This is a genomic window from Pseudoxanthomonas japonensis, from assembly GCF_010093445.1.
Lineage (GTDB): Bacteria > Pseudomonadota > Gammaproteobacteria > Xanthomonadales > Xanthomonadaceae > Pseudoxanthomonas_A > Pseudoxanthomonas_A japonensis.
On record NZ_PDWW01000039.1, the window covers coordinates 1 to 25,153 of the forward strand.

A 25,153-nucleotide genomic window follows, 5' to 3' on the forward strand; every position below is an offset into this window, starting at 1 on the left:
GTGTGCGGTAGATCTTCAGGACATCGGCGCTCATTCAACGCTTCCGTATCGGCTCCTTCCCCCGCAAGCGGGGGAAGGAGCCGATACGGAAGCGTTGAATGAGCGCCGATGTCCTGAAGATCTACCGCACACTGAGCCGCAAACCTTTCGGTCACTGGCTGTTCTCGCGGCTGATCTGCTTCAAGGCACCCTACTTCGCCAGCATCGGTCCGCGCATGACGCGGCTGGAGCCCGGCCGCGGCGAGGCAACGATCAGGCATCGCCGTTCGGTCACCAACCACCTGGGCACGGTGCACGCGATCGCGCTGTGCAACCTGGCCGAGTTCGTCGGCGGCCTGACCACCGACGTCAGCATCCCGCGCGCGATGCGCTGGATTCCGAAGGGCATGACGGTCGAGTACCTGAAGAAGGCGGTCGGCACCATGCACGCGGTCGCCACGCCGGCGTTCGAGCCGCGCGAATCGGCCGAGGGCTACGACCTGCCGATGGACGTGGTGGTCACCGACCCGCAAGGCGAGGCGGTGTTCCGCGCCCGCATCGGCATGTGGGTATCGCCGAAGCCGCCGCGCACCGGGCGCTGAGTTTGTCGAGGCAGGTGCGGGAACGACGCAAGTCGCGATTGCGCCGTCAAGGCGCATGGCCACCCCTATGCAGACCGATGCCGTGCGATCGCGACTTACGTCGCTCCCACACCAGCCGCTGACGTCGCTCAGCGAAGCCAGACCGCCGCCAGCGCGGCGATCGCCGGCACGCCCTGCACGAAGAAGATGCGCTTGTTGACGCTCCACGCGCCGTACAGCGCTGCCACGATCACGCAGAGCAGGAAGAAGACGACGACGTTCCACTGTGCGGTGAACAGGCCCCACAGCAGGCCGGCGGCGAGGAAGCCGTTGTAGAGGCCCTGGTTGGCCGCCAGCACGCGGGTGGTCTCGGCCTTCTCCGGCGTGTTGCGGAACGTCTTCAGGCCCAGCGGCCTGGTCCACAGGAACATCTCCAGCACCAGGAAATAGGCGTGCAATGCCGCCACTACCACGACCAGTACCGCCGCAATCACGTCCATCCACGTCTCCCGTCAGGTGGCGGGCAGCATAGCGGCAACGCGCGGATACGTCAGGCGTGCGTCTCGCCCGGTTGCGTCGCACGCTCGGGCGGCAGCTTGGCTTCTTCGCGCAACAGTCGCCACGCACTGAAGGTCATGGCGCTGGCGACCAGCAGGCCGGCGCCGAACACCGCGTTCGAGCCGAAGGCGGACAGCAGCTTGTGCAGCCAGACGAAGCTCAGGTCGCCGCCGCGATAGACCACCGTGTCGATGGCGGCACCGGCCTTGTAGCGCCATTCGCGGCCGACGCGGGTGTAGATGGTCTCGCGCGCGGGCTTCGCCAGCGAGAACTCACTGGCACGCGTGACCACCTGCACGATGGCCACCATCATGGGCAACGGTGACGCGGACAGGATGGAAAATCCGATGATGATCGCGCAGCCGGGAATCAGCAGCGCTGGCGCGATGCCGAAGCGGGACAGCAGTACGCGGGTCAGCAGGAGCTGCACCACCAGGGTCAGCGAATTGACCGCCAGGTCCAGCGTGGCGAAGTAATCGGCGCGGGCCTCGGCCGACGTGAACATGGTGCGCGCGATGGCATTCTGCTCGTTGTAGAGCAACGTGCCTACGCCCACGCCCATCACGACCATGACGGCGAGCCAGCGCAGCAGCGGCTCGCGTACGATCAGCTTCAGCCCTGCCAGCACCTCGCCCCCCATCGGGATCTCGCCACTGGCTTGGCGCCGCTCCGCTTCGCGTGCTACGGCCCAGGTACGCAACCGGAAAATGCACATCACGCACACCGAGAACAGGAACGCAGACACCAGCATCATGTTGGGGATGCCCACGCGCACCACCAGCGCCTTGGTCAGTGCGGGCCCCAGGAACGCGCCTATCGTGCCGGCGGCGCCGATGTAGCCGTAGTATCGCTTCGCTTCGGCATTGGTGAACACGTCCGCCATGAAGCTCCAGAACACGGCGACGGCGAACAGGTTGAACACCGTGATCCACAGGATGAATGCCAGGCCGCGCCCTGCGATGCCGCTGTCGAACATGGCGTAGAACGCCAGCAGCGTGGCGATGAAGAACCCGTAGATCACCGGCAGGAAAACCCGGCGCGGAAAACGGCTCACCAGCCAGCCGTACACCGGCTGCAGTACCAGCATGATCAGGAACACGGCGCTGAAGATGAACTGCAGCGTGAACTCGCCCAGCGCGATTCCCCGGTTGGAGAAGAACGCAATCAAGGCGGGCGGGAACACGGCTTCGATATCGCTGGACGCTGCCATCGCTTCGCGCACCGGACGCAGCACGTAGTAGCCGCTCAGCAGGCAGAAGAAATAGACGAAGGACCACAGCAGCGGGGGAGACTCCGACATCGCCGCGCGGAGGCGGCCGAACCGGGTGGTCGCTGGGGAAGACGGGTCCATGGGGCGCGGCCTGCGATCGCATCGTCGGGGCGCGGGCAAGCCCGCCTGTGGCGCGCAAGGTATCCGATGCACTGCAACATCGCCAGCGTTTTCCCGCCTGGCGCGCGACCGGAAACCCGAGCCGGCAATCCTGTCCGGACGGCACTCACCAGGGCCCGAGCATTTGCTCTATCCCCCGCCGCTAGGTTCGGTCGACTTCGGAACAGGGCAGCATGTGTACGACTACATCATCGTGGGCGCCGGTTCGGCCGGCTGCGTGCTGGCCCACCGCCTGAGCGAAGACCCTGCCTGCCGCGTACTGCTGCTGGAAGCCGGCCCACGCGACTGGCATCCCTTCATCCACATGCCCGCCGGCCTGGCCAAGCTGGTCGGCCAGAAGGGCGTCAACTGGAACTACGACACCGCGCCCGAGCCGCAGCTCGACAATCGTCGCCTGTGGTGGCCGCGCGGCAAGGTGCTGGGCGGCTCCAGTTCGATCAATGCGATGTGCTACATCCGCGGCGTGCCACAGGACTACGACGACTGGGCAAACGCCGGTGCCGACGGCTGGGACTGGGCCAGCACCCTGCCCTACTTCCGCCGCGCCGAGCGCAACACGCGTGGCGCCGACGCGTTGCACGGCGGCGACGGCCCGCTGTACGTGTCCGACCTGCGCTACACGAACCCGCTGTCGGCCGCCTTCATCGAGGCCGGCGTGCAGGCCGGCTTCGCGCGCAATGGCGACTTCAACGGTCCGACGCAGGCCGGCTTCGGCCTGTACCAGGTCACCCAGAAGGAGGGCGCGCGCTGCTCGTCGGCGGTCGCCTACCTCGACCCCGCGCGCGACCGCCAGAACCTGGACGTCGTCACCGGCGCACTGGTCCGCCGCGTGTTGCTGGAGAAGGGGCGCGCGGTCGGCGTGGCCTATGCGCGCGGCGGCCACGAAGTGATCGCGCGCTGCGCCGGCGAAGTGCTGCTCAGCGGCGGTGCGATCAACTCGCCGCAGCTGCTGATGCTGTCCGGCATCGGTCCCCCGGAGCATCTCGAACAGACCGGCATCAGCGTGCGTCACGCGCTGCCGGGTGTCGGCGGCAACCTGCAGGACCATCTCGACATCTGTACCCTGCAGCACAGCACGCAGCGCGTCACCTACGACCGCACCAGCGAGCTGAAGACCGCGTTCGACTATTTCCTGCGCGGGCACAGCGGCCCGGGCAGCAGCAACATCGCCGAGGCCGGCGCCTTCGTGCGTTCGCCGCTGGCACCGGACGACCGGCCCGACATCCAGATGCACTTCGTACCGGCCATGCTCGACGACCACGGCCGCCACCGCCTGCCCGGCGATGGCTACACCCTGCATGCCTGCTTCCTGCGTCCGCGCAGCCGCGGCCGCATCCTGCTGGCCAGCGCGGATCCGCGCGCCGACGCACGCATCGAGGCCAACTACCTGAGCGATCCGGACGGCTTCGACCTGAAGATGATGGTCGAGTGCGCCAGGCTGTCGCGCGAGGTGTTCGCCCAGCCGGCGTTCGACGCCTACCGCGGCGCACCGATCCATCCCGCGCGCAGCGATCTCTCGGATGCGGAACTCGTCGCCTTCATCCGCGCCAAGGCGGAGACCGTCTACCACCCGGTCGGCACTTGCCGGATCGGCGATGACGAAGCGGCGGTGGTCGATCCGCAGCTTCGCGTGCGTGGCGTGGACGGTCTGCGGGTGATCGACGCCTCGGTGATGCCGTCGCTGATCGGCGGCAACACCAATGCGCCGACGATCATGATCGCCGAGCGCGCCTCGGACCTGATCCGCGGCATGCCACCGCTGTCCGGCGGCGACCTGCACGTCAAGGCCACGACGCCCGCCCTCGCCACCGCGGACTGACGCCGCACCACACCTGCCAGGCATGCATCGCCCTCATGAAGAGGGCGCGACATCGCGCGCGTTCAGGCATTCCAGCTGAATACGCCCCAGCGATGATCCCCGTGCCAGCGCATCACCATGCAACGCGAAGATCGCGCTTCGGCGCAGAATTTGCATGGCCTGGATGAATGCATTCATGAACGCATTCCACGCGATCACGGACCGATGAACGCGGCGAACCTCCCACGAAATGGGACGCACGCCACACCCGTAATCAGCAACAGGATGAACAACATGGGCACGGAACTTCTCCCTGTTTGTGCAATGGAAAAAAGCGGCGTTATGATCGCTGGACGGCACAAACCCACGCAGGCGCCACGCACGATGAAACAGAAGAAAAGCCGCCGATCGCTGCATGGCTACCGGATAGGCCTGGTCGGCCTGCTGCTGCCCTTGACGCTCTCGTCCACCGCGCAGACACCACTGCGGTGGACCACGGCCAGCCAGAGCGCGGACGCGGTCGCGACCGCCAACGTGTCGTCCTATGTGTCGCCGACGCAGCCACGCCCCTACCGTACCGCGCTGGCGGAACAGAACATCCAGCCGCTCGCGGCCGGGTTCGACGTGCGCGCGTTCGAGACGATGGCCGAGCACCTGACCGTCGGCCAGCGCGTGCCGGGGCTGGCGATGGCCATCGTCCACAATGGCCGTGTGCTCAGCGCGCGTGGCTACGGCGTGACCGACGTGGTGAACCCGCAGCAGGTCGATTCGCACACGGTGTTCCGCCTGGCCTCGCTGTCGAAGGCCTTCGCCAGCACGCTGACCGGCCTGATGGTGCAGGACGGGTCGCTGCGCTGGGACAGCAAGGTCAACCAGTTCGTGCCCGGGTTCCAGCTGAGCGACGCCAACGCGACCTCGCACGTCACCGTCGCCGACGTGCTGAGCCACAGCGTCGGCCTGCAGGCGCACAACGCCTTCGACCGCGACATCGAAGCGAACGCCGAGTACTACGACGTCGCCCGCAAGCTCGCCTATGCGCCCCTGAAGTGCGCGCCGGGCGAGTGCTACGCCTACCAGAACGTCGCCTTCAGCCTGATCGGCGATGTGGTGTTCGCCGCGTCCGGCACCTTCTACGACCAGGCGGTGGATCGCCGCATCTTCAAGCCGCTGGGCATGAACGACGCGAGCATGGGCCTGGCCGGCATCCAGGGCAGCACGCGCTGGGCGCGGCCGCACGTGCGCAGCCGCAACGGCTGGGTGTCGCTGACGCCGAAGCCGACCTACTACCGTCTTCCGCCCGCCGCGGGCGTCAACGCCAGCGCCAGCGATCTGGCGCAGTGGCTGATCGCGCAGACGGGCCATCGTCCCGACGTGCTGCCTGCGCCGCTGCTGGCGACGCTGCATGCTCCGGTGGTGACCACGCCGGGCGAAATGCGCGGCGGCTGGCGGCGCGAGCGCATCCAGTCCGCCAGCTATGCGCTGGGCTGGCGCGTGTTCGATTACGCGGGCCAGCAGGTCGTCTTCCACGCCGGCGCCGTGCAGGGCTATCGCGGCCTGGTCGCACTGGTGCCCGGGCAGGACCTGGGCGTCGCACTGGTCTGGAACAGCGACAGTTCGCTGCCCTCGGGCCTGCTGCCGACGATCCTCGATCGCGCGATGGGCCTGCCGGGCCAGCCGTGGGTGGAAACGCCTGCGGACTACGACCTGCTGCTGGCCGAGTCGCCGGAAACCACGCCCGCCAACGGCAGCAAGGAAAGCGGTACGTCCTCGCAGCGCGGCCCCGCGTCGCCGCGCTGACCCCCGCGGTGCGCAGCGGCGGGCGCCAGCCCGCCGCACGCCACGACGTCAGTCTTGCGGGTTCTGCTCGAGCAGGGCCTTGAGCTTGGCCAACCCCTTCTCGTAGTCAGCCCCGATCATCCGGTCGAACAGCAGGCCCAGCCACCGCTTGAACGGGTTGAAGCCGTGCGCGCTGTCGAACGCCCACGTCACGCGTGTGCCCTGGCCCTCCGGCGCCAGCAGATAGCTCGCCTGCGCCTGGCTGCCATCGAAATCCAGCGCCACCGCGATGCGGCGGTGCGGTTCGCTGGCGGTGATCTCCTGGCTTCCGCTGCCGACCGCACGGTTGCCTACCCAGCGCATGCGCGCGCCCACGCCGCGCGCCGGGCCTTCGAAGGTGTACGTCGCCTGCGGATCGTATTCGGCCCACGGCGACCAGGCATTGAAGCGCTCGAACGAGTCGAGCGTGGCGAAGACCTGCGCCGGGCTGCGCTCGATGACGACGCTGCGCTCCACATGGGTCGTCGACGGCAGCAGCAACCCGCCCGCCACGAAGACCACGCCCAGCACGGCGATCGCCGCCAGCACCCACCTGATGAACTTCATGCGCTGCCTCCTCGGCATCCGGGAACCGGCAGCCTAGCCGGTCGCCCATAAAAAAACTCTCCCCCCGCTGGGCACAGGGAGAGAGTCCATGGTGTTACGTGTAATCGGGGTTGGCTTAGATCAGCGGAGCCGGGGTGGCCGGCAGCGCGACGGGGGCCGCTTTCTTCTTGGACTTCTTGGCAGGCTTCTTGGCGGCCTTCTTCGCGGCCTTCTTGGCCGGCTTCTTGGCTACTTTCTTGGCAGCCTTCTTCGCGGTCTTCTTGGCAGCCTTCTTCGCCGGCTTCTTGGCGACCTTCTTGGCGGCCTTCTTCACGGACTTCTTGGCGGCCTTCTTGGTGGTCTTCTTGGCAGCCTTCTTCGCCGGCTTCTTGGCTACTTTCTTGGCGGCCTTCTTGGCGACCTTCTTCACCGCCTTCTTGGCCTTGGCGACCTTCTTGGCGACCTTCTTGGCAGCCTTCTTCACTGCCTTCTTCACGGTCTTCTTCGCAGCCGCCTTCTTGGTGGCCTTCTTGGCGGCCTTCTTGGCGGCCGGTTTTTTCTTCGCAGCTTTCTTCGTTGCCATGTGATGGCTCCTCGTCAGTGAACTATGGATTTTTACGTCTGGTTACAGCACATCTGCCCGGAGGCAGGCCCAGCTGCAAGAAACGCCGCGGGAGTCGGACCCGTCGGCAGCCGTCGTCGCGACACGCGCGGCGATGCGGATTCCCCAGGGGTCCGGGCGTGCGAAACCCGGCCCCCTACAAATACGAAAACACCCGCGTCGCCGGGCGACACGGGTGCGATGAAGGAGGCGCGTTGCGTTTTTCCGGGGGAAGCGAGTCCTGCGTCCGCCGCAATCTGGGTGCGGACGATGGGCTGGGTTGTCTCTCGCGCTGTCGTGTTGATTCGACTCACTCGCTTCCGCAGCAAGCGCTGCTTGGGGCGAAACCTAATCACGGTTTTTTCAGGTGTCAACACCTGCGCGCAACTTTTTTTTCGAGGCAGGTGCCGCTGGCCTGCGCCGGACGGCGACGGCGACGGCGGCGCGATGGCGACTGCCGAAGCGTCCAACGCGAACGAAAGACATGCGCCTGAAAAAAAACATCGGTAAAACGCGCTTTTTTTTTCTTGGCGACGGCGCGCGGCGCGTTCGCGGACGACCATGCAACGATCGCCTGTCACCTGTCCGGACGCGCGCCAACGGCTTGAACAGTACCTAAAAAAAACTTTCCGGCAGGGCGTCGGATTTCGCGTCGCACAAGCCCGACTGCGCCGATTTGCGCAAACTTTTTTCCCTCGTCCGGCGGCGCATCGCCCACTTCGATACCGCTTCGTCGACATGGAAGCGGACGTCCGCCTTCTTCTTCGAGCGGCACGACGCGCGCTTCGGCGACGTCCGTTGCGTGCCCCGCATTCCACTTTGCCGTTCGTCGGCCACCGCACCGACGGCACGACGACGCGCTTCGGCAAGCGCGCTGCTCCGCGCCGTAAACGAAACGGGGAACCGGCAGCGACGGAACGTCGTTCCGCCGTCGCCGGTTCCCCGCCTGGGGACCGCCTGTGGGAATGCCTCAGTGGTCTTCGTCTTCGATCAGCTCGGCGTAGTCGTCCGGCGACAGCAGCTCGTTGAGCTGGTCCGGCTCCTCGGCTTCGATCACGAAGATCCAGCCTTCGCCGTACGCGTCCTCGTTGATGGTCTCGGGCTTGTCGGCCAGCGCCGCGTTGACCTCGACGATCTTGCCGGTGATCGGGCTGTAGACGTCGGACGCGGCCTTGACCGACTCCACCACCGCGCTGGCGTTGCCGGCTTCGATGCGGTCGCCGACGTTGGGCAGCTCGACGTAGACCAGGTCGCCGAGCAGACCCTGCGCGTGATCGGAAATGCCGACGGTGACGCGGCCGCCGGCTTCCACGCGGGCCCATTCGTGGGACTTGAGGAACTTCAGATCGCCAGGAATCTCACTCATGGGGTGCTCCGTATCGCTGTCAGGGGTCGGGTAGGGAAAGATAGTTTAGCGGAGGAAGGCAAAGGTGAAGGCATGCCGTCGCGGTTCATTCCAGGACGCCGGGCTGCGCCTGGCCATCGCGCACGAACGGGAACTTCACCACGCGCACCGGCACCTCCTTGCCCCGGATGTCCACGCGCACGCCACCGGCAGTGCCGAGCGGAATGTCGCCGGCCGGCACGCGTGCGAAGGCAATGGCCTTGCCGAGCGTCGGCGAGAACGTGCCGGACAGGATCTCGCCCTCGCCATGCGCGGTGAGCACTTTCTGGCCGTGGCGCAGCACGCCCTTCTCGTCCATCACCAGCCCGATCATCTGCCTCGATGCGCCGGAGGCCTTCTGCGCCTCCAGCACGGCACGGCCGGTGAAGGCACGTCCTTCATCCAGCGACACCGTCCAGGCGAGCGCCGCCTCGTACGGCGACACCGTGTCGTCCATGTCCTGGCCGTAGAGGTTCATGCCAGCCTCCAGGCGCAGCGTGTCGCGCGCGCCAAGGCCGGCGGGCTTCACGCCCGCGTCCAGCAGCGCGTTCCAGAACGTGACAGCCTGCGCCTGCGGCAACACGATCTCGTAGCCGTCCTCGCCGGTGTAGCCGGTGCGGGCGACGAACAGCGGCACGCCGTCGATGCTGGTGGCGTCGGCGGCGGCGAAGCGGGTCAGCTTGCCGACCTTCGCGCGGTCCTCCTCGCGCAACAGGCCGTGCACGCGCTCGCGCGCGCTCGGACCCTGCACCGCGACCATGGCGTAGTCGGGACGCTCGGCGACCTGTACGTCGAACGCGGCTGCCTGCGCGGTGATCCATGCCAGGTCCTTCTCGCGGGTGGCGGCATTGACCACCAGGCGGAAGAAGTCCTCGGCCAGGAAATAGATGATCAGGTCGTCGATCACGCCGCCCTGCTCGTTGAGCATCGCCGTGTACAGCGCCTTGCCGGGCTTCTGCAGCTTGTCGACCGAGTTGGCGACCAGCCGGCGCAGGAACTCGCGCGTGCGCGGGCCACGCAGGTCGACCACGGTCATGTGGCTGACGTCGAACATGCCGGCATCGCGACGCACCTGGTGGTGCTCCTCGATCTGCGAGCCGTAGTGGATCGGCATGTCCCAGCCGCCGAAGTCGACCATCTTGGCGCCGAGCGCGCGATGGGTGTCGTTGAGGATGGTCTTCTGGGTCATGGCGGCTTCCGGAACGGACAAAGAAGCGCATTATCCCAGAACGCACCAGCGCGGTGCGCCGCGATTACAGGCCGTAGTAGGCCTCGTTGACGCAATCCACCGTGCGCGCCTCGAGCACGTCGAAGCGGCCATCAGGCAGCCGCAGCCGTCCGGCCCAGGCGACGTCCTCCAGCCATTCCGTCGACGTGTCGTGCTGGCGCACGATCGCGGCCACCCGCGGATCGTCGCGTCCGTTCACGCGGCAGGTGCCGAACTGCAGGTAGTAACCGCTGCGCCCGGCCGGATACGGCAGGGCGTCGGTGATGCGCCATTGCGCGCGGTCGCCGTCGCGGCCGGCGAACTGGCCGGCGACCACGAAGCGCGGGACGGGTTCGCCACCGGTGCCGGGGGCCGGCGCGGCCAGCACGCCGATCGAGTAGTCGCAGACATGCGCCGGATCGGCGGAGTCGGACACGCAGCTTCCGCCCAGCTCGTCGAGGCCGGCGGGATACGGCGGCATCACCTTGCCGACCAGGTCCGCCGCAGCCACCGACAACGGCGCCAGCATCGACATCGCCCATGCCCGCACCGTTGCGCCCACCTACGCCTCCTGCACCTTCAGGGTCATGCCGTTCACCGCGATCACCCGCACGCGCGTGCCCAGCGGAAGGTCGGCGCCTTCCACCGTCCAGAACGCATCGTCGATCCTGACCCGGCCGCGTCCGCCCTCGATGGGCTGGTCGAGCGTGGCCACCGTACCGACCAGCTGCTCGGCGCGCCGGTTCAACAGCGGCTTGTCGCTCTGGCGACCCTTGCCGCGGAACCAGCGGCGGTAGACCGCCACCGAAATCACCGCGAGCACCGAGAACAGGACTGCCTGCGCCAGCCAGCCGAGACCGGGGGCGAGCAACACCGCCACCGCCATCGCCACCGCGGCGAAGCCGAACCACAACATGAAGGCGCCCGGCGCCATCGCTTCGGCCGCGAACAGCACCAGCGCCGCGATTGCCCAGAACGCGAACTTGACGCTCATGTCAGCCTCCCGGCACGCGCGGCGGACGGGACGGCGCGGCGGCCTGCTGTTTGTCCAGCGCACCCTTGGCCAGTTCGGCGATGCCGGCGATGGACCCGATGATGCCGCTGGCTTCCATCGGCATCAGCACGAACTTCTGGTTCGGCGCGGTGGCCAGTTCCTTGAACGCCTCCACGTACTTCTGCGCGATGAAGTAGTTGATGGCCTGCACGTCGCCCTGCGCGATGGCGTTGGACACCAGTTCGGTGGCCTTGGCTTCGGCCTCGGCCAGGCGCTCGCGCGCCTCGGCTTCGCGGTAGGCGGCCTCGCGCTTGCCCTCGGCTTCCAGGATGGCGCTCTGCTTGTCGCCTTCGGCACGCAGGATCTCGGACTGGCGCGCGCCTTCGGCTTCCAGGATCGAGGCGCGCTTGTCGCGCTCGGCCTTCATCTGCCGGGCCATCGCGTCCACCAGGTCGCGCGGCGGCTGGATGTCCTTGATCTCGATGCGGTTGACCTTCACGCCCCACGGGCTGGTGGCGTGGTCGACCACGCCCAGCAGCTTGGCGTTGATGGTTTCGCGCTGGCTCAGCGATTCGTCCAGGTCCATCGAACCGATCACGGTGCGGATGTTGGTCTGCACCAGGGCGATCATCGCCTGGTCCAGGCTGGACACCTCATAGGCGGCCTTGGCGGCATCCAGCACCTGGAAGAACACCACGCCGTCCACCTTCACCACCGCGTTGTCCTTGGTGATGACGTCCTGCGAGGGCACTTCGAACACCTGCTCCATCATGTTGACCTTGCGGCCGATGCTCTGCATGTAGGGGATCAGGAAGTGCAGCCCCGGCGACATGGTGTGGGTGTACTTGCCGAAGTGCTCGACGGTGAATTCGTAGCCCTGCGGGACAACGCGGACGCCCTTGAAGAAGGTCACCACGATGAACAGCGCCACCGCCGCGACCAGCAATGTCGAAAGACCGAAATCCATGTTGCGCCCCTCCCCTTGTGTTTGACCGGATTATAGGACGGCCAGCGGGAACTTCCCCGGCGCTGCGACGGTATTGCCTTCCGCTGCATCCCTTGTCTTCAGAACCCCGAAGAATCTCCCCGCTTGAGCCGATCGCAATTCGCCATCGACGTCCCCGACAGCCTGGTCGCCCGTGCGCGCTCCGGCTGCCGTGAGGCGTTCGAGCAGATCTACCGTCGCTTCGAGCGGCCGGTGTTCACGCTGGCGCTGCGCATCTGCGGCGACCGCGAGGAGGCCGGCGACGTGCTGCAGGACACCATGCTGAAGCTGTTCAACCATCTGCCGGACTACCGCGCCGATTGCCCGTTCTGGGGCTGGCTGCGCCAGATCGCCGTCAACGAGGCGCTGCTGCGGCTGCGAAGGCAGAGACGGCTGGTGAGCGAAATCACGGTGGATGAGGATGACCTGCCGGAAGACCGCGGCCTGCCGCCGTGGGCCGCGGCCGATGCCGCCCTGCTGCAGCGCGCACTCGACGGGCTGCCGTCCGCCACCCGCAGCGTCCTGTGGCTGTACCACGCCGAGGGCTACACCCATGACGAAATCGCCGCGTTGATGCACCGCACGCCCAGCTTCTCCAAGTCGCAGCTGTCGCGCGGCACCCGTCGACTGCGGGCGCTGCTGCAGATCGAGGAACCCATCCATGCCTGACTCCCTGACCCGCGATCCAGCACCGCGCGACTGGCGCGAAGCGTTCGGCGCCATGCCGCTCGAAGCGCCACCCGAAGGCAGCTGGCAGCGCCTCGCCGCGGCATTGCCGCCCGCGCGTGCCACTGCCCGACGCGCCCGCTGGCGACGTCCTGCACTGGCGCTGGCCGCGACCGCCTTCTTCGCTGCCGTGATCCCGCTGATGCACTGGCGGGCCGTGCAGACCACTCCGCCGCCGCTGCAACGCGCCGCTCCCGTGGCGACGATCGCGACGCCCGCACCCGCCGACGTGCCCGTGAAGCCGGCCGTCGATGCAATCCCTCCCGCATCCGCCGTGCGTGCGGATGTCGCACCGGCGACGGCCGCACGGGCACCGGCGTCGGTCCGCTCCACCGCACGGGCCGTGCGCGACCCGGCACCCGCCAGGCTCGATGCGCTGTACACCGAATCCGCGCGACTCGAAGCCGTCCTCGCACATCTGCCCGACAGCGGCACCGGCAACGTTGCCGCCCTTGCCATCAGCGCCGAGCTGCAGGAGCAGGTGACCCACATCGACCTGGCGCTGTCGCAGCCGGCGCTGCCGGACATGGCTCGCACGGCGCTATGGGAGCAGCGCGTCGATACCTTGCGCCAGCTCACCGGTGTGGAAGCCACCCAGCGCTGGCAGGTCGCGCTGAACGACGACGCCGATACCGCCATCTACTGATTCCGAACACGCAACGAGGAGATTCCCGATGCTCAAGCCCCTTTCCCGTCCGCTGCTGGTCCTCGCGCTGGTCGCGCCCGTGCCGGTGCTGGCGCAGCAGAACGAGACCGCCACAAAGAAAGAGCTCGAAGACGCACGCGCCGACCTGCAACGCGCAGCCAAGCGCGTGGCCGAACTGTCGCGGGACGCTGGTGGGCTCCATTCGCCAGCCAACATCGACCACCTGATCGTGAGCCGCCCCCGACTGGGGGTCCTGCTGTCCGGCGACGACGCGGCCGGCGTGCGCATCACCGGCGTGACGCCGGAGAGCGGCGCGGCCAAGGCCGGATTGAAGGCGGGCGACCGCCTGCTGCGCGTGGCCAGCACCGCGGTCGACGGCGACACCGCCGAGGCACGCGTCGCGCATGCCCGCCAGTTGCTGACCGGCCTCAAGGTCGATACGGCCGTGCGGGTCACTTACCAGCGCGACGGCAAGGCGCACGACGTCGACGTTACCCCGACGCAGGTGTCGCCGCGCATCGCCTTCAGCGCCACCGGGCCCCGCAGCGTCTTCATCCGCAGCGGCGAAGGCGGCATGCCCCAGCTCGACGGCATACCGGTGCCGCTGGACGAGATCACCAACGTCATCTCCCCCGAGGTGCAACGCGAGCTCCGGCAGCTCGGCAAGCTGGGCGACTGCAAGGGCGATGACTGCCGACTGCCGGCGCTGGCCGAAGCCTTCCGCTGGAGCAACCTCAACCTGGCGACCGTCGATGCCACGCTGGGCCGCTACTTCGGCACCGATGCCGGCGTGCTGGTCCTGTCGGTCGGCGATGAACTCGCGGGACTTCAGGCGGGCGATGTGATCCGGAAGGTGGATGGCACGCCGGTGACGACGCCGCGCGACGTCACGGAGGTCCTGCGCGGCAAGTCCGAAGACGCCAAGGTCACCGTCGAGTACCTGCGCGATCGCCAGGTGCGGACCAGCACGGTGTCGGTACCGAAGGCGGCGGCCTTCCGTTTTCCCGCGACCTCGCGGGTCACCGTCAAGCCGCATGTCGCGGTCGGCGTGGGTCAGGCACCTGCCATCGTCGAGAAGCGCCGCGTGATGATCATCGACCAGGACGGAAGGGTGCAGACCTTCGAGGACGGCATCGGCGACGCCCCGCAGTCTCCCACACCCCCTGCACCGCCTGCACCTCCCGCAGGCAAGGGCGGCGCCCTGCTCTGACACGCATTATTAGAAGAGAGACCGCATGAATCCCCTGCCCCCGCCTGCGCGGGGGTCTTTTTTTGAAGAAGGCACGTCCGTGTGCCGGAGAGAACGCTCAGCGGGATGCGCGTGCCGGCTCGGCCGGTGCAGCCTCCACCCAGTCCGCGAACACCTTCGCGATGTCGGCATCCGCCACCGGCTTGCCTTCCTGCACGTCACCCGCCTGAGTGAACAGCGGGATGATCATCGCCATGCCGTCGACCTTGGTCTTCAGGTGCACGCCCGGCGCCTTCGACAGGAAGCGGTCCCAGTGCGCGCGGACCTTGGCCCAGTAGCCGGCGGTGGCCTGCCAGTAGTCGCGCGCAGGCGTGAAGTCGACCTCGGTGGTCTTGAGGTAGTCGTTGAAACCGAACTCGCGCGCCAGTTCCACCTGCGTGCCGTCGGGCTTGCGCAGCACCTTGGTGTTGAACTGCTCGTGCGTCCAGCCGTTCGGGGTCAACGTGTGGCGGTTGACCACCGACAGCGCGTTGTAATCGCTGCGCCTGGTGTACTCGCGGCGCGGCAACGGCCGCCAGCTCAGGTCGCTGGTCCAGGTGGCCACGCCGTTGGTGTAGTCCCAGCGTCCGGTGCCGCAGTAGCGCGGCGCATCGCTGACTTCGTAGACGCACTGCGTCCATGCGCCGCGGGTGGCGTCGGCGGGGATCGCGCGCACGTGCCACGTCTGGTCGGCGGTGAATTCGAAGCGTGTCGGCGCTTCGTAGAACCAGTCCTGCCGCCAGTGCTTGGTCACATGGCCGCTCTTCGCGTCCACCAGGATGTGCTGCAGGACGATGCGCGTGGGCGTGTCCTCGACGACGATCACCATCTCGTCGCCGCCGCTGCGCATCGCCGCCTGGCGTTCGTAGCCGGGCTGCAGCAGGACGGTTTCGTCGAAGGCGAAATCGACGGTGTAGTCGCCCTGCATCGCCAGGATGGACTGGCGGTCACGGGCGGGATCCGCGGCCAGCACGGACGTGGACAAAGGGAGGATCAGGACGGACAGCACGATGGCGACCGGCTTCTTCATGGTGGCGCTCTCTCTACTTGAGTCGGATCAGCGGCACGACGTTGTCGCCCGCCTCGTGGTGGTGTTCCAGGTGCGCGCCGGCGGCGAAACGGGACGATTGCTCGCAGCAGCAGTCGTGCAGCCCGCTTTCCAGGTCGGCGCCTTCGGCCTGGGCGATACGTTGTGCGGTGGCGATGCCGAGCGGCGACATCAGCGACAGACTGGCCGCGAGCACCGGCAACGATGCCGGCCGTGGTACTGCGTGCAGCTGCAGCGCGCAGGCGCGCCACTGGCCGCCAAGCAGGCGCCCGGCGAGCCGCTGCCACAGGCGATCGGCGAGGCCGGCGACTTCCCCGTCGCTGCCCGCGGGCAGCGAGGCGACCAGGCGATCCCACGCGACGAAGTCGCTGTCCGGCAACAGGCACAGGCGCCAGCAGCAGCGTCCCTGCGCGTCGAAGAACAGCAGGCGTTCGTCCAGCCCGTCGCTGTCGACGCCGGTGCGTGCTTCCACCCGCACCGCCTGCTGCCAGCCAGCAAGCTCACTGCCCTGCTGCGTGCGATAGAGGCACAGCACCGGTCCCAGCGCCGCGAGTTGCGCGGTCGCGGGGAATGCATCCGACGATATGCCGCTGAGGGTGCCCGGCAGCGCGCGCAGCGTCGCCATGGCGCTACCAGCTCACCGACAGGCTGGCCGACAGCGTGCGGCCGGGCGAGGTATAGCGGTCGAGGGTCGTACTCGCCGCGGATACCAGGGCGATGTCGCCGGCGTCGATGTACGTCTTGTCGGCCAGGTTCAGCACGCCGACGTTTACCTTGGCGCCGGGCGCGAAGTTCCAGTGCGCGTACAGGTCGAGTACGCCGTAGCCGGGCTGACGGTAATAGTTGTCGGCGGAAACGCGATCCTTGCGGTCGACGAACCGGCCCGCCAGTTCCGCGCCCCAGACCTCGGCATCGTAGGCAATGCCCAGCGTGGCGGTGAGCGGATCCACGCTGTCCAGCGGCGTGCCGTCGGTGCGGTTCTTGCCGCGCGACCAGGCCGCCGCGCCGCGCATCGACCAGCCGTCGAGCGCCTGCGACCACGCACCGAGGTCGGCACCGGCCTTGAGTTCGACGCCGTGGATCCGGGCTTCCGCGACGTTCTGCGACTGGTACACCATCAGGCCGTCATCGTTGAAACCGATGAAACGCATCGATTCGATGAAGTCATCGTACCGGTTGTAGTAGCCGGACAAGCTGGCGTAGACGGCGTCGCCCGCATACCGCGCGCCGAACTCCAGCCCGTCGCTGGTCTCCGGCTTCAGATCCGGATTGGCGATGGCGGTATAGCCGAACTGCACATTGGTGAAGCCGATGTTGACGTCGTTGTACGGCGGCGAGCGGAAGCCGCGCGCATAGCCACCGAACAGCGACCAGTCCGGAGCGAACTTCCACACCATGCCCAGCTTCGGCGACACACTGGTCTCGCGGATGTCGGCCAGTACCACGCCCGGATTGTCGCCGGCGAAGATCGCATCCTGCTCGGGATCGAGGCGGTAGTGGTCGACGCGCAGGCCGGGCACCAGGCGGAACGCGCCGTCAGCGAAGCTGATCTCGTCCTGCACGTAGAGTGCGGCGGTGGTGGTCTCGCTGACGGGGAAGTCGCGCACCGGAAAGACGTCCGGCAACATCACCGGCGTGCTGACGCCGGTCAGCGGGAACGTCCGCAGGCCATCGCGCTTCTGCCGCGTCTCGGCGCGCGACAGGTCGATGCCGTATGCCAGCTCGTGGCGTACGCCATCACCGAAGGCCTTGCGTAAGTTGGCCTGCAGTCCGTATGTCCGCTGGTCGAAATTGAACTCGCGCTCGCGTATGTCGCGCAGCGTCGGCGCCGGCAACATGCGCTCTTCGCGCGTGTATTGCGTGGTTTCGCTGTCCTGCCGGTAGACCTGCCAGTCGAGGCTGTCGGCGAAGGCGGACTCAAGGCCGTTCCATGCGTGCGAGAACGCCACGCGGGCACGCGTCTGGTGATCGCGCGCCGTGACCGAAGTGTTGGTGGCCCCCGTCAGCGGCTGCAGGCCGCGCTGGGTCAGCAGGTCGGTGTCGGTCGTGTCCTCGTTACCTTCGACGGTCAGGGTGAACTGCTGGTTCTGGTCCGGCGCGAACACCAGCTTGCCCAGCAGGCTGCGGCCGTCGCGCTCCTGCGGATTGGATTGCGTGCGCGCACTGCCGACGCCGCCGACACGCCCCTGGTTCTCGGTTTCCTTGCCCTGGCGGTGGCTGACATTGACCAACCCGCTCCAGCGCTCACCACCGAAGGCGGCGGTTGAGCCGCCGAGCAGCCCGCTCCAACTACTGTCGTAGCCGAGACGGACGCCGAAATAGGTGTCCTTGCCGTCATGCAGATAGTCGGAAGGATCCTTCGTGATGAACGACACAACGCCACCGAGTGCGTCCGAGCCGTACAGTGAACTGGAAGGTCCACGGACGATCTCGACGCGCTTCAGCGTGTCCAGGTCGATGAAGTTGCGGTTCGCGTTGGAGAAGCTGCCGATCGAGAACGCGTCCGACACGGCGATGCCGTCGGTCTGGATGCGCACGCGGTTGGCTTCCAGTCCACGGATGCGGAAGCCGCCGAGGCCGAAACGGCCGAAGCTCGACGTCACGGTGACGCCCGGCTCGTAGCGGACCAGGTCCTTGATGTCCCGGATCAACTGGTCGTCCAGCTGTTCGCGATCGATGACGCTGACGGTGTTGGGGACATCCGCGACGGCACGCTCGGTGCGGGTGGCGGTGACCTGGATGCGGTCGAACTCCTTCGCGTCGGCCGTCGAGGCGGCGGAGGTGTCTGCGGGTGTTTCGGCGTTGGCATGGCCGGCAAGGGCCAGCCACACAGCCGCGGTCAGAAGCGTGGGGCGGATCATGGCGACAACTTTCCTGAGGCTTGGAGTTGACCCGGAAAGCTGGCGGCCGGTGGATCCTTGGCTGGCGCCCGGAGGAGGGAATGCTTGGCTCGCTGCCGGTAGCAGGAACCGGCGGGAGACGTATTACTTGGTGAGGATCAGCTTGTCGTTGCTGGTGTGGCGCAAGCGGTAGATGCGGTCGCCATGGCGGATCAGCACCTCGCGCTGCCCCTTGAGCAGCGCGTCGCTGTCGAGGGCATCCTCGTCGCGCGCATGGGACATCGGCAGGGAGAGACGCTCGCGCAGCGTCGACGTATCGGCCAGGGGCAATGCAGTGACGTTCGAGATCATCGGAGGGCTCCACGGAAGGAACGCCAGTGATGATAATGATTCTTATTTGCGAGTCAACAGGCAGTCTGCGGCATCCCGGTGCCGGCGCAAATGAGAATGGCTTCATCACCCTCCGGGGCTCCTGCGTACAATCCGCGCACTTTCCTCCTCCGGGGAGTAGCCCACCCGTCCTGACGGGGTCCGCGCGTCAACACACTTGGTCAGCCGACCATGGTGCGCGGGACGAAGCGATCCGCTTCGCCGGGCAAGACCGAAGGCAGGCGTCGCGCTTGACCCGGGCCGGGCAGTGCGTCGTTTGCCTTCGCGCATCCGCGAATGCCTGGCCCCGGAGTTGTAGATGCAATCGCTGCACGCCCTGCTGGTGTCCACCGGCACCGTCACCCTGGCTGAAATCGGCGACAAGACCCAGTTGCTCGCCCTGCTGCTGGCGGCGCGCTACCGCAAGCCCTGGCCGATCGCCTGGGGCATCCTCGCCGCCACCGTGGTCAACCACGCCATCTCCGCCTGGCTGGGCGCGGAACTGACCGAATGGTTGTCCCCCGACGTCCTCCGCTGGGTCGTCGCGGCCAGCTTCCTCGCCGTGGCACTGTGGACGCTGAAGCCGGACACGCTGGACGAGAACGAAAAGCTCCCGGCCCACGGTGCCTTCATCGCCACGACCATCGCCTTCTTCCTGGCCGAGATCGGCGACAAGACCCAGGTCGCCACCGTGCTGCTGGCTACCAAATACTCCCCGCTTTGGCAGGTCATCGCCGGCACCACGATCGGCATGCTGCTGGCGAACCTGCCGGTGGTCTGGCTGGGCCACCGGTTCGCCGACAAACTGCCGCTGAAACTGGCCCGCAGCCTGGCCGCCGTCGTGTTCTTCGCCCTCGCCCTGTGGGTGGCCTGGCGCGGCATTGGCTGAATGGCCAGGACCGGGCCGCGCGGCTGCTAGACTGCGCGGTCAGAACAACACGCAGGTCTGGGGGAATACATGCTGGATGTCTTGGGGCGGATCGGCTTCGGCCTGTTCGGTCTGGCGGTGCTGATCGGCATCGTCTGGCTGTTTTCCAACAACCGGCGGGCCGTCGACTGGAAGCTGGTGGCCACCGGCATCACCCTGCAGATCGGTTTTGCGGCGCTCGTGCTGCTGGTGCCGGGCGGCCGGGAAGTGTTCGACTGGCTGGGCCACGGTTTCGTGAAGATCCTGGAGTTCGTGAAGGCGGGCTCCAGCTTCATCTTCGGCAGCCTGATGGATACCGAGAAGTTCGGCTTCATCTTCGCCTTCCAGGTGCTGCCTACCATCATCTTCTTCGCCGCGCTGATGGGCGTGATGTATCACCTGGGCGTGATGCAGTTCATCGTGCGCATGATGGCGCTGGCGATCACCAAGGTGATGAAGGTGTCCGGCGCGGAGACCACCAGCGTCTGCGCCAGCGTGTTCATCGGCCAGACCGAGGCGCCGCTGACGGTGCGCCCGTACATCCCCAAGATGACCGAGTCCGAGCTGATCACGATGATGATCGGCGGCATGGCGCACATCGCCGGCGGCGTACTCGCCGCGTATGTCGGCATGCTGGGCGGCGGCGATCCGGAGCAGCAGGCGTATTACGCCAAGCACCTGCTCGCCGCGTCGATCATGGCCGCGCCGGCCACGCTGGTCGTCGCCAAGCTGCTGATCCCGGAAACCGGCACGCCGCTGACGCGGGGCACCGTGAAGATGGAAGTCGAGAAGACCTCCAGCAACATCATCGATGCCGCCGCTGCCGGCGCCGGCGATGGCCTGAAGCTGGCGCTGAACATCGGCGCGATGCTGCTGGCCTTCATCGCGCTGATCGCCCTGATCAACGCGCCGCTCACCTGGATCGGCGACGTCACCGGCCTGTCGGCCGCCATCGGCAAGCCGACCGACCTGGCCACCATCTTCGGCTACGTGCTGGCGCCGATCGCCTGGGTGATCGGCGTGCCGTGGCAGGACGCCACCACCGTCGGCTCGCTGATCGGCCAGAAGGTCGTCATCAACGAGTTCGTCGCCTACCTGCAGCTGGCCGGCATCGTGAACGGACAGACGCCCGGCGTGACGCTGACCGACGAAGGCCGCCTCATCGCGACCTACGCGCTGTGCGGTTTCGCCAATTTCAGCTCGATCGCGATCCAGATCGGCGGCATCGGCGGCTTGGCGCCCGAACGGCGTTCGGACCTGGCCCGCTTCGGCCTGCGCGCCGTGCTGGGCGGGACCATCGCCACGCTGATGACCGCCACCATCGCCGGCGTGCTGTCGCACTTCGGCTGATCCGGGCGGGGCGGCCGACGGCCGCCTTGCCTCCATTGTTTACGTTCCCCTCCCGTGACCGCGGCACTGCCGCGGCGCGGACCTCAGGTATCGCCGCATGAACACGCCATCCCCCGCCCTGTCCCGCGTCGTCGTCGTGGGCTCCTTCAATGTCGACCACGTGTGGCGCTGCGACACCCTGCCCGTCGCCGGCGCGACCATCGCCGGCCGCTATGCGAGCGGACCGGGCGGCAAGGGCTTCAACCAGGCCATCGCGGCGGTGCGCGCCGGTGCGGACACGACCTTCGTCTGCGCCCTGGGCGACGACGCCGGCGGCCGATGGGCACGCGACCTGGCGGACGCCGACGGGCTGACCCTGCGCGTGCAGGCGAGCGAGGAGCCGACCGGCACCGCCGGCATCTACGTGGATGCGCATGGGCGCAACACCATCGTCATCGGCGCGGGCGCCAACGCGATCCTGTCGGCCGACTTCACCACCGGCCAGGCCGATGTGCTGGCCGCGACCAGCGTGGTGCTGGCGCAGCTGGAATCGCCCGTCGACACCGTGCTGGCGGCGCTTCAGGCAGGGCGTCAATGCGGCGCCAGCACGCTGCTGAATCCGGCGCCGGCGAATGCCGCGACGACGACCGAACTGCTCGCGCATGCCGACGTCATCACGCCGAACGAAACCGAATTCGCCGCACTGCTCGCGCGCCACCTGGGCGAGCGCATCAGCGCCGACGATGTCGCCACGCTCGATGGCGTCACCCTGCACCAGCACTGCCGGCAGCTGTTCCCGCACGGCACGGTCGTGGTGACGCTGGGCGCCACCGGCGTCTACGTGTCCCATCCCGAAGACGCCTTGCGCGGCGACGCGCGCCCGCACTACCGCGTCGCGGCGGAGACGGCCACGGTCGTCGACACCACGGGCGCGGGCGATGCCTTCAACGGCGCGCTGGCGGCCTCACTCGCGGAAGGCGCGCTGCCGGCGTTCGCCGACCACGTCCGCTTCGCCAACCGCTATGCCGCCCTGTCGACCGAACGGCCCGGCGCTGCGCTCGCGATGCCATCGCGTGCGGAGCTGATCGCGCGCTACGCCGACTGAGCCGGGCGGTTTCCCCGTCACGCGCCGACGGCGGATAATGCCGCGATGCAGATCGGCCCCTACCGCATCGACCCGCCGGTGATGCTGGCCCCCATGGCCGGCGTCACCGATAAGCCGTTCCGCCTGCTGTGCAAGCGGCTGGGCGCGGGCTTGGCCGTGTCGGAGATGACCATCAGCGACCCGCGCTTCTGGAACACCGCCAAGTCGCTGCACCGGATGGACCACGAGGGCGAACCCAGCCCCATCAGCGTGCAGATCGCCGGCACCGAGCCCGAACAACTGGCGAACGCCGCGCGCTACAACGCAGACCATGGCGCGCAGATCATCGACATCAACATGGGCTGCCCGGCGAAGAAAGTCTGCAACGCCTGGGCCGGCTCGGCGCTGATGCGCGATGAGGCGCTGGTGGGCCGCATCCTGGAAGCCGTGGTGAAGGCCGTCGATGTGCCGGTCACGCTGAAGATCCGCACCGGCTGGGACTGCGACCATCGCAATGGTCCGGCCATCGCACGCATCGCGCAGGAAAGCGGCATCGCCTCGCTCGCCGTGCATGGCCGCACGCGCGACCAGCATTACACCGGCACGGCCGAGTACGGGACCATCGCCGCGATCAAGGCCGCGCTGCGCATTCCCGTGGTCGCCAACGGCGACATCGATTCGCCGGACAGGGCGGCGCACGTGCTGGCGAAGACCGGCGCGGACGCCGTGATGATTGGACGCGCCGCGCAAGGCCGGCCGTGGATCTTCCGCGAGGTCGCGCACTTCCTCGCCACCGGCGAGCACCTCCCACCACCCACCGTGGCCGAGGTGCGCGACATCCTGCTGGCCCACCTGCATGCGCTGCACGCGTTCTATGGCGAACTGCAGGGCGTGCGCATCGCGCGCAAGCACCTGGGCTGGTACGCCAAGGACCGGCCGGAGAACCTCGCCTTCCGCGCCGTGGTCAACCGCGCCGAGAGCGCGGACGAGCAGGTACGACTGACCCGCGACTATTTCGACGCCCTGATCGCCGGCGTGACGCCGGTCCTGCCCGCCGCTGCCTGAGGCACGCACCATGTCCGACACGAACGACAGTCCGGCCTACCTCCACGGCTTTTCCCCGGTAGAGCAGGCACGCCTGATGAAGCAGGCCCGCCTGCTGGAAAGCACGATCTTCAACCACATCGACTACACCGGTGCGCGCCGGTTGCTGGAAGTCGGCAGCGGCGTCGGCGCGCAGACCGAGATCCTGCTGCGACGGTTCCCGGACGTGCATGTCAGCTGCGTCGACCTCAGCGAAGTGCAGCTGCAGGCGGCCAAGCAGAACCTGGCGACGATGCCTTGGTGCCGCGACCGCTACAGCCTGCAGCAGGCCGACGCCAGTAGGCTGCCGTTCGGCGCGCGCGACTTCGACGCGGCCTTCCTGTGCTGGATCCTGGAGCACGTCCCCAGCCCCGCGCGCGTGCTCAGCGAAGTCCGGCGCGTGCTGGCGCCTGGCTCGCCGATCTACATCACCGAAGTGATGAACTCGTCGTTCCTGCTGCATCCGTATTCGCCGAACACCTGGCGTTACTGGATGGCCTTCAACGACTTCCAGTACGACAGCGGCGGCGACCCGTTCATCGGCGCCAAGCTCGGCAACCTGCTGCTGGCAGGCGGCTACCGCGACGTGGTGACCGAGATCAAGACCGTGCACTTCGACAACCGCGAGCCGGCGCGGCGCAAGGACATGATCGCGTTCTGGGAAGAATTGCTGCTGTCGGCGGCCGATTCGCTGGTGGAGGCCGGACGCGTCACGCAGGACATCGTCGACGGCATGCGCCGGGAGATGCGCGACGTACAGAACGACCCCGACGCCGTGTTCTTCTATGCCTTCGTGCAGGCGCGCGCGACCGTCTATTGATTACGGCGCGGCGGGTGCGTCCTGCCGTGGCGCAGGCGGTGCAGCGCCCGGCCCCAACGCCGCGCGGATCGGTTCCGCGGAGGGATGCCGGATCCGGTGCCATATCACTCCCAGCAGCTGGCGCATGCCGCCCCACCCGGAAATCGGCATCGACCACGGTTGCTGCACCGGCGCGATGGCCTGCCAGCGCCCGTCGTGCTGCTCGGCCACGTTGAAGCGGAAGTTGTAGTCCGGCTCCATCCCCATGCGCAGGTCGGACAGCACCAGTTGCCCGTCCTGCACCTGCGCGCGCATGAAGCCGCGGTTGAACCAGGCCAAGCGCTGGACCGCGGGCACGCCGACCGCTTCGCGGAGCGCCTGCACGTTGGACGGGTAACCGCGGAACTGCAGCGGCCCCTCGTCGACCAGCACGGAGCGTTCGGCTTCCACGTAGCCCGACGGCGTCATCGCCACCACGCGCCACAGCAGCGTGTTGAACGGCATCGGCACGGAGAAGTACGGCGCATCGCCCAAGCCCATCGCCGCCAGCGTGCGCTCGGCCTCGCGATCCACCAGGGACTTCGCGACCAGCGACCAGCCGAGATAGGCGGTGCTCAGGACAAGGCCGACGGCCAGCGCACGCTGCGCCGCGACCCGTTCCCGCAGGAACCATGCTGCGATGCAGGCCACCAGCAGCCACACCGTATACAGCGGATCGATGATGAACATGCTCGACCACATGGCCGGAGGTGGCGTCAGGGGCCACCACAACTGCGTGCCGTAGACGGTGAATGCGTCCAGCAGCGGGTGCGTGATCAATGCCAGCTGGATGGCCCAGAACCAGCGCGCCGGCGAGGCCGCGACGCGGCCGTTGCCGAAGCGTTTGAACAGCCACCAGACCAGCCAGCCCACCAGCGGCAGCACGAACAGCGAGTGGCTGAAGCTTCGGTGCACCGTCATCAGGGTGACCGGGTTGTCCGAGAACAGCGCGATCGGCAGGCTGTCGAGATCGGGCAGCGTGCCGAGCGCGGCGCCGGCGAGCAGCGCGGCACGGCGATGCCCGGCGGGAGCGATGATGGCGGCGACGGCGCCGCCGAGGACGATCTGGCTGAGGGAATCCATGCGGCGATTGTAGGAGCAACTGTCTTTTAGCTGGTTCGCCACTCGGTCTGTTCGCGGACCATGGCATTGAGGCGGATGAGCAGGACGCGCATGCAGGCGGTGATGGCGACTTTGGCGGCCTTTCCCTGCTGGCG

General features: G+C 67.7%; 27 protein-coding genes. 11 read left to right on the forward strand and 16 right to left on the reverse strand.

Annotation, left to right across the window (positions count from 1 at the left end; all coding sequences use genetic code 11):
- Window positions 1–98 precede the first annotated feature (98 nt).
- Entirely contained in the window at window positions 99–581 is a 483-nt protein-coding gene (locus tag CSC78_RS18135) for a hotdog fold domain-containing protein (protein WP_162339270.1), read from the forward strand.
- 128 nt (window positions 582–709) lie between these two features.
- Here CSC78_RS18135 and CSC78_RS18140 read toward each other — a convergent pair whose 3' ends face one another.
- Both CSC78_RS18140 and CSC78_RS18145 read right to left on the reverse strand, forming a co-directional pair.
- Window positions 710–1,060 carry a DUF1304 domain-containing protein gene (locus CSC78_RS18140; protein ID WP_162339271.1) on the reverse strand — a complete coding sequence of 117 codons (351 nt, stop codon included), beginning with the start codon at window positions 1,058–1,060 and terminating at the stop codon, window positions 710–712.
- A gap of 50 nt (window positions 1,061–1,110) precedes the next feature.
- A complete protein-coding gene (locus CSC78_RS18145; protein ID WP_162339272.1) occupies window positions 1,111–2,469 on the reverse strand; it encodes an NTP/NDP exchange transporter in 1,359 nt (452 codons plus the stop codon).
- A gap of 214 nt (window positions 2,470–2,683) precedes the next feature.
- Between CSC78_RS18145 and CSC78_RS18150 the strand changes: the two genes are divergently transcribed.
- Window positions 2,684–4,327, forward strand: coding sequence for a GMC family oxidoreductase (locus CSC78_RS18150; RefSeq protein WP_162339273.1), 1,644 nt, complete (start codon window positions 2,684–2,686; stop codon window positions 4,325–4,327).
- 33 nt (window positions 4,328–4,360) lie between these two features.
- Here the strand turns inward: CSC78_RS18150 and CSC78_RS18155 are convergent, their stop codons facing one another.
- A complete protein-coding gene (locus CSC78_RS18155; RefSeq protein WP_162339274.1) occupies window positions 4,361–4,504 on the reverse strand; it encodes a hypothetical protein in 144 nt (47 codons plus the stop codon).
- A 186-nt stretch (window positions 4,505–4,690) separates the two neighbouring features.
- On the opposite strand from CSC78_RS18155, the gene CSC78_RS18160 reads away from it, so the two are divergent.
- A complete protein-coding gene (locus CSC78_RS18160; protein WP_162339275.1) occupies window positions 4,691–6,103 on the forward strand; it encodes a serine hydrolase domain-containing protein in 1,413 nt (470 codons plus the stop codon).
- A gap of 48 nt (window positions 6,104–6,151) precedes the next feature.
- On the opposite strand, the gene CSC78_RS18165 is transcribed toward CSC78_RS18160, so the two are convergent.
- The 8 genes from CSC78_RS18165 to CSC78_RS18200 all read right to left on the reverse strand — a co-directional run bounded on the left by CSC78_RS18165 (window position 6,152) and on the right by CSC78_RS18200 (window position 11,820).
- Complete coding sequence (locus tag CSC78_RS18165; RefSeq protein WP_162339276.1) at window positions 6,152–6,688, reverse strand: SRPBCC family protein; 537 nt, start codon at window positions 6,686–6,688, stop codon at window positions 6,152–6,154.
- Between the two features lie 115 nt (window positions 6,689–6,803).
- Window positions 6,804–7,250 carry a hypothetical protein gene (locus CSC78_RS18170; RefSeq protein ID WP_162339277.1) on the reverse strand — a complete coding sequence of 149 codons (447 nt, stop codon included), beginning with the start codon at window positions 7,248–7,250 and terminating at the stop codon, window positions 6,804–6,806.
- 633 nt (window positions 7,251–7,883) lie between these two features.
- Window positions 7,884–8,081: a hypothetical protein gene (locus CSC78_RS18175; protein WP_162339278.1), complete on the reverse strand. Its 198-nt coding sequence runs from the start codon at window positions 8,079–8,081 to the stop codon at window positions 7,884–7,886.
- Between the two features lie 157 nt (window positions 8,082–8,238).
- Window positions 8,239–8,634 carry a glycine cleavage system protein GcvH gene (gcvH, locus tag CSC78_RS18180; RefSeq protein WP_162339279.1) on the reverse strand — a complete coding sequence of 132 codons (396 nt, stop codon included), beginning with the start codon at window positions 8,632–8,634 and terminating at the stop codon, window positions 8,239–8,241.
- Window positions 8,635–8,719: 85 nt separating this feature from the next.
- Entirely contained in the window at window positions 8,720–9,841 is a 1,122-nt protein-coding gene (gcvT, locus tag CSC78_RS18185; RefSeq protein ID WP_162339280.1) for a glycine cleavage system aminomethyltransferase GcvT, read from the reverse strand.
- A 64-nt stretch (window positions 9,842–9,905) separates the two neighbouring features.
- Complete coding sequence (locus CSC78_RS18190; RefSeq protein ID WP_162339281.1) at window positions 9,906–10,421, reverse strand: hypothetical protein; 516 nt, start codon at window positions 10,419–10,421, stop codon at window positions 9,906–9,908.
- Window positions 10,422–10,853, reverse strand: coding sequence for an NfeD family protein (locus CSC78_RS18195; RefSeq protein WP_162339282.1), 432 nt, complete (start codon window positions 10,851–10,853; stop codon window positions 10,422–10,424).
- Between the two features lies 1 nt (window position 10,854).
- Complete coding sequence (locus CSC78_RS18200; RefSeq protein WP_162339283.1) at window positions 10,855–11,820, reverse strand: SPFH domain-containing protein; 966 nt, start codon at window positions 11,818–11,820, stop codon at window positions 10,855–10,857.
- A gap of 123 nt (window positions 11,821–11,943) precedes the next feature.
- Here CSC78_RS18200 and CSC78_RS18205 point away from each other — a divergent pair, with 123 nt between their 5' ends.
- Genes CSC78_RS18205 through CSC78_RS18215 form a run of 3 tightly spaced genes read left to right on the forward strand, consistent with a single transcriptional unit; the run spans window position 11,944 to window position 14,420 of the window.
- Window positions 11,944–12,507, forward strand: coding sequence for an RNA polymerase sigma factor (locus tag CSC78_RS18205; protein WP_162339284.1), 564 nt, complete (start codon window positions 11,944–11,946; stop codon window positions 12,505–12,507).
- Window positions 12,500–13,210 carry a hypothetical protein gene (locus CSC78_RS18210; RefSeq protein ID WP_162339285.1) on the forward strand — a complete coding sequence of 237 codons (711 nt, stop codon included), beginning with the start codon at window positions 12,500–12,502 and terminating at the stop codon, window positions 13,208–13,210. The genes CSC78_RS18205 and CSC78_RS18210 overlap by 8 nt, the downstream gene beginning before the upstream one ends.
- 28 nt (window positions 13,211–13,238) lie before the next feature.
- The gene (locus CSC78_RS18215) at window positions 13,239–14,420 is read left to right on the forward strand and encodes a PDZ domain-containing protein (protein ID WP_162339286.1); all 1,182 of its coding nucleotides are present in this window, start codon (window positions 13,239–13,241) and stop codon (window positions 14,418–14,420) included.
- A 97-nt stretch (window positions 14,421–14,517) separates the two neighbouring features.
- On the opposite strand, the gene CSC78_RS18220 is transcribed toward CSC78_RS18215, so the two are convergent.
- The 4 genes from CSC78_RS18220 to hemP form a co-directional block, all read right to left on the reverse strand.
- Complete coding sequence (locus tag CSC78_RS18220) at window positions 14,518–15,468, reverse strand: DUF6607 family protein (protein WP_162339287.1); 951 nt, start codon at window positions 15,466–15,468, stop codon at window positions 14,518–14,520.
- Window positions 15,469–15,481: 13 nt separating this feature from the next.
- The gene (locus tag CSC78_RS18225; protein ID WP_238391340.1) at window positions 15,482–16,111 is read right to left on the reverse strand and encodes a ChuX/HutX family heme-like substrate-binding protein; all 630 of its coding nucleotides are present in this window, start codon (window positions 16,109–16,111) and stop codon (window positions 15,482–15,484) included.
- Window positions 16,112–16,115: 4 nt separating this feature from the next.
- Window positions 16,116–18,347, reverse strand: coding sequence for a TonB-dependent hemoglobin/transferrin/lactoferrin family receptor (locus CSC78_RS18230; protein WP_162339288.1), 2,232 nt, complete (start codon window positions 18,345–18,347; stop codon window positions 16,116–16,118).
- Window positions 18,348–18,470: 123 nt separating this feature from the next.
- Window positions 18,471–18,677 carry a hemin uptake protein HemP gene (gene hemP / locus CSC78_RS18235; RefSeq protein WP_162339289.1) on the reverse strand — a complete coding sequence of 69 codons (207 nt, stop codon included), beginning with the start codon at window positions 18,675–18,677 and terminating at the stop codon, window positions 18,471–18,473.
- A gap of 337 nt (window positions 18,678–19,014) precedes the next feature.
- Here hemP and CSC78_RS18240 point away from each other — a divergent pair, with 337 nt between their 5' ends.
- The 5 genes from CSC78_RS18240 to CSC78_RS18260 all read left to right on the forward strand — a co-directional run bounded on the left by CSC78_RS18240 (window position 19,015) and on the right by CSC78_RS18260 (window position 23,918).
- Complete coding sequence (locus CSC78_RS18240) at window positions 19,015–19,584, forward strand: TMEM165/GDT1 family protein (RefSeq protein WP_213600995.1); 570 nt, start codon at window positions 19,015–19,017, stop codon at window positions 19,582–19,584.
- A gap of 69 nt (window positions 19,585–19,653) precedes the next feature.
- Entirely contained in the window at window positions 19,654–20,952 is a 1,299-nt protein-coding gene (locus CSC78_RS18245; RefSeq protein ID WP_162339290.1) for a NupC/NupG family nucleoside CNT transporter, read from the forward strand.
- Window positions 20,953–21,070: 118 nt separating this feature from the next.
- Complete coding sequence (locus CSC78_RS18250) at window positions 21,071–22,036, forward strand: ribokinase (protein WP_162339295.1); 966 nt, start codon at window positions 21,071–21,073, stop codon at window positions 22,034–22,036.
- 45 nt (window positions 22,037–22,081) lie between these two features.
- Window positions 22,082–23,080 carry a tRNA dihydrouridine synthase DusB gene (dusB, locus tag CSC78_RS18255; RefSeq protein WP_162339291.1) on the forward strand — a complete coding sequence of 333 codons (999 nt, stop codon included), beginning with the start codon at window positions 22,082–22,084 and terminating at the stop codon, window positions 23,078–23,080.
- A gap of 10 nt (window positions 23,081–23,090) precedes the next feature.
- Window positions 23,091–23,918 carry a class I SAM-dependent methyltransferase gene (locus CSC78_RS18260; protein ID WP_162339292.1) on the forward strand — a complete coding sequence of 276 codons (828 nt, stop codon included), beginning with the start codon at window positions 23,091–23,093 and terminating at the stop codon, window positions 23,916–23,918.
- Here CSC78_RS18260 and CSC78_RS18265 read toward each other — a convergent pair whose 3' ends face one another.
- Window positions 23,919–25,019, reverse strand: a complete 1,101-nt coding sequence (locus tag CSC78_RS18265; protein WP_162339293.1) for a metal-dependent hydrolase — start codon at window positions 25,017–25,019, stop codon at window positions 23,919–23,921.
- Window positions 25,020–25,153 lie beyond the last annotated feature (134 nt).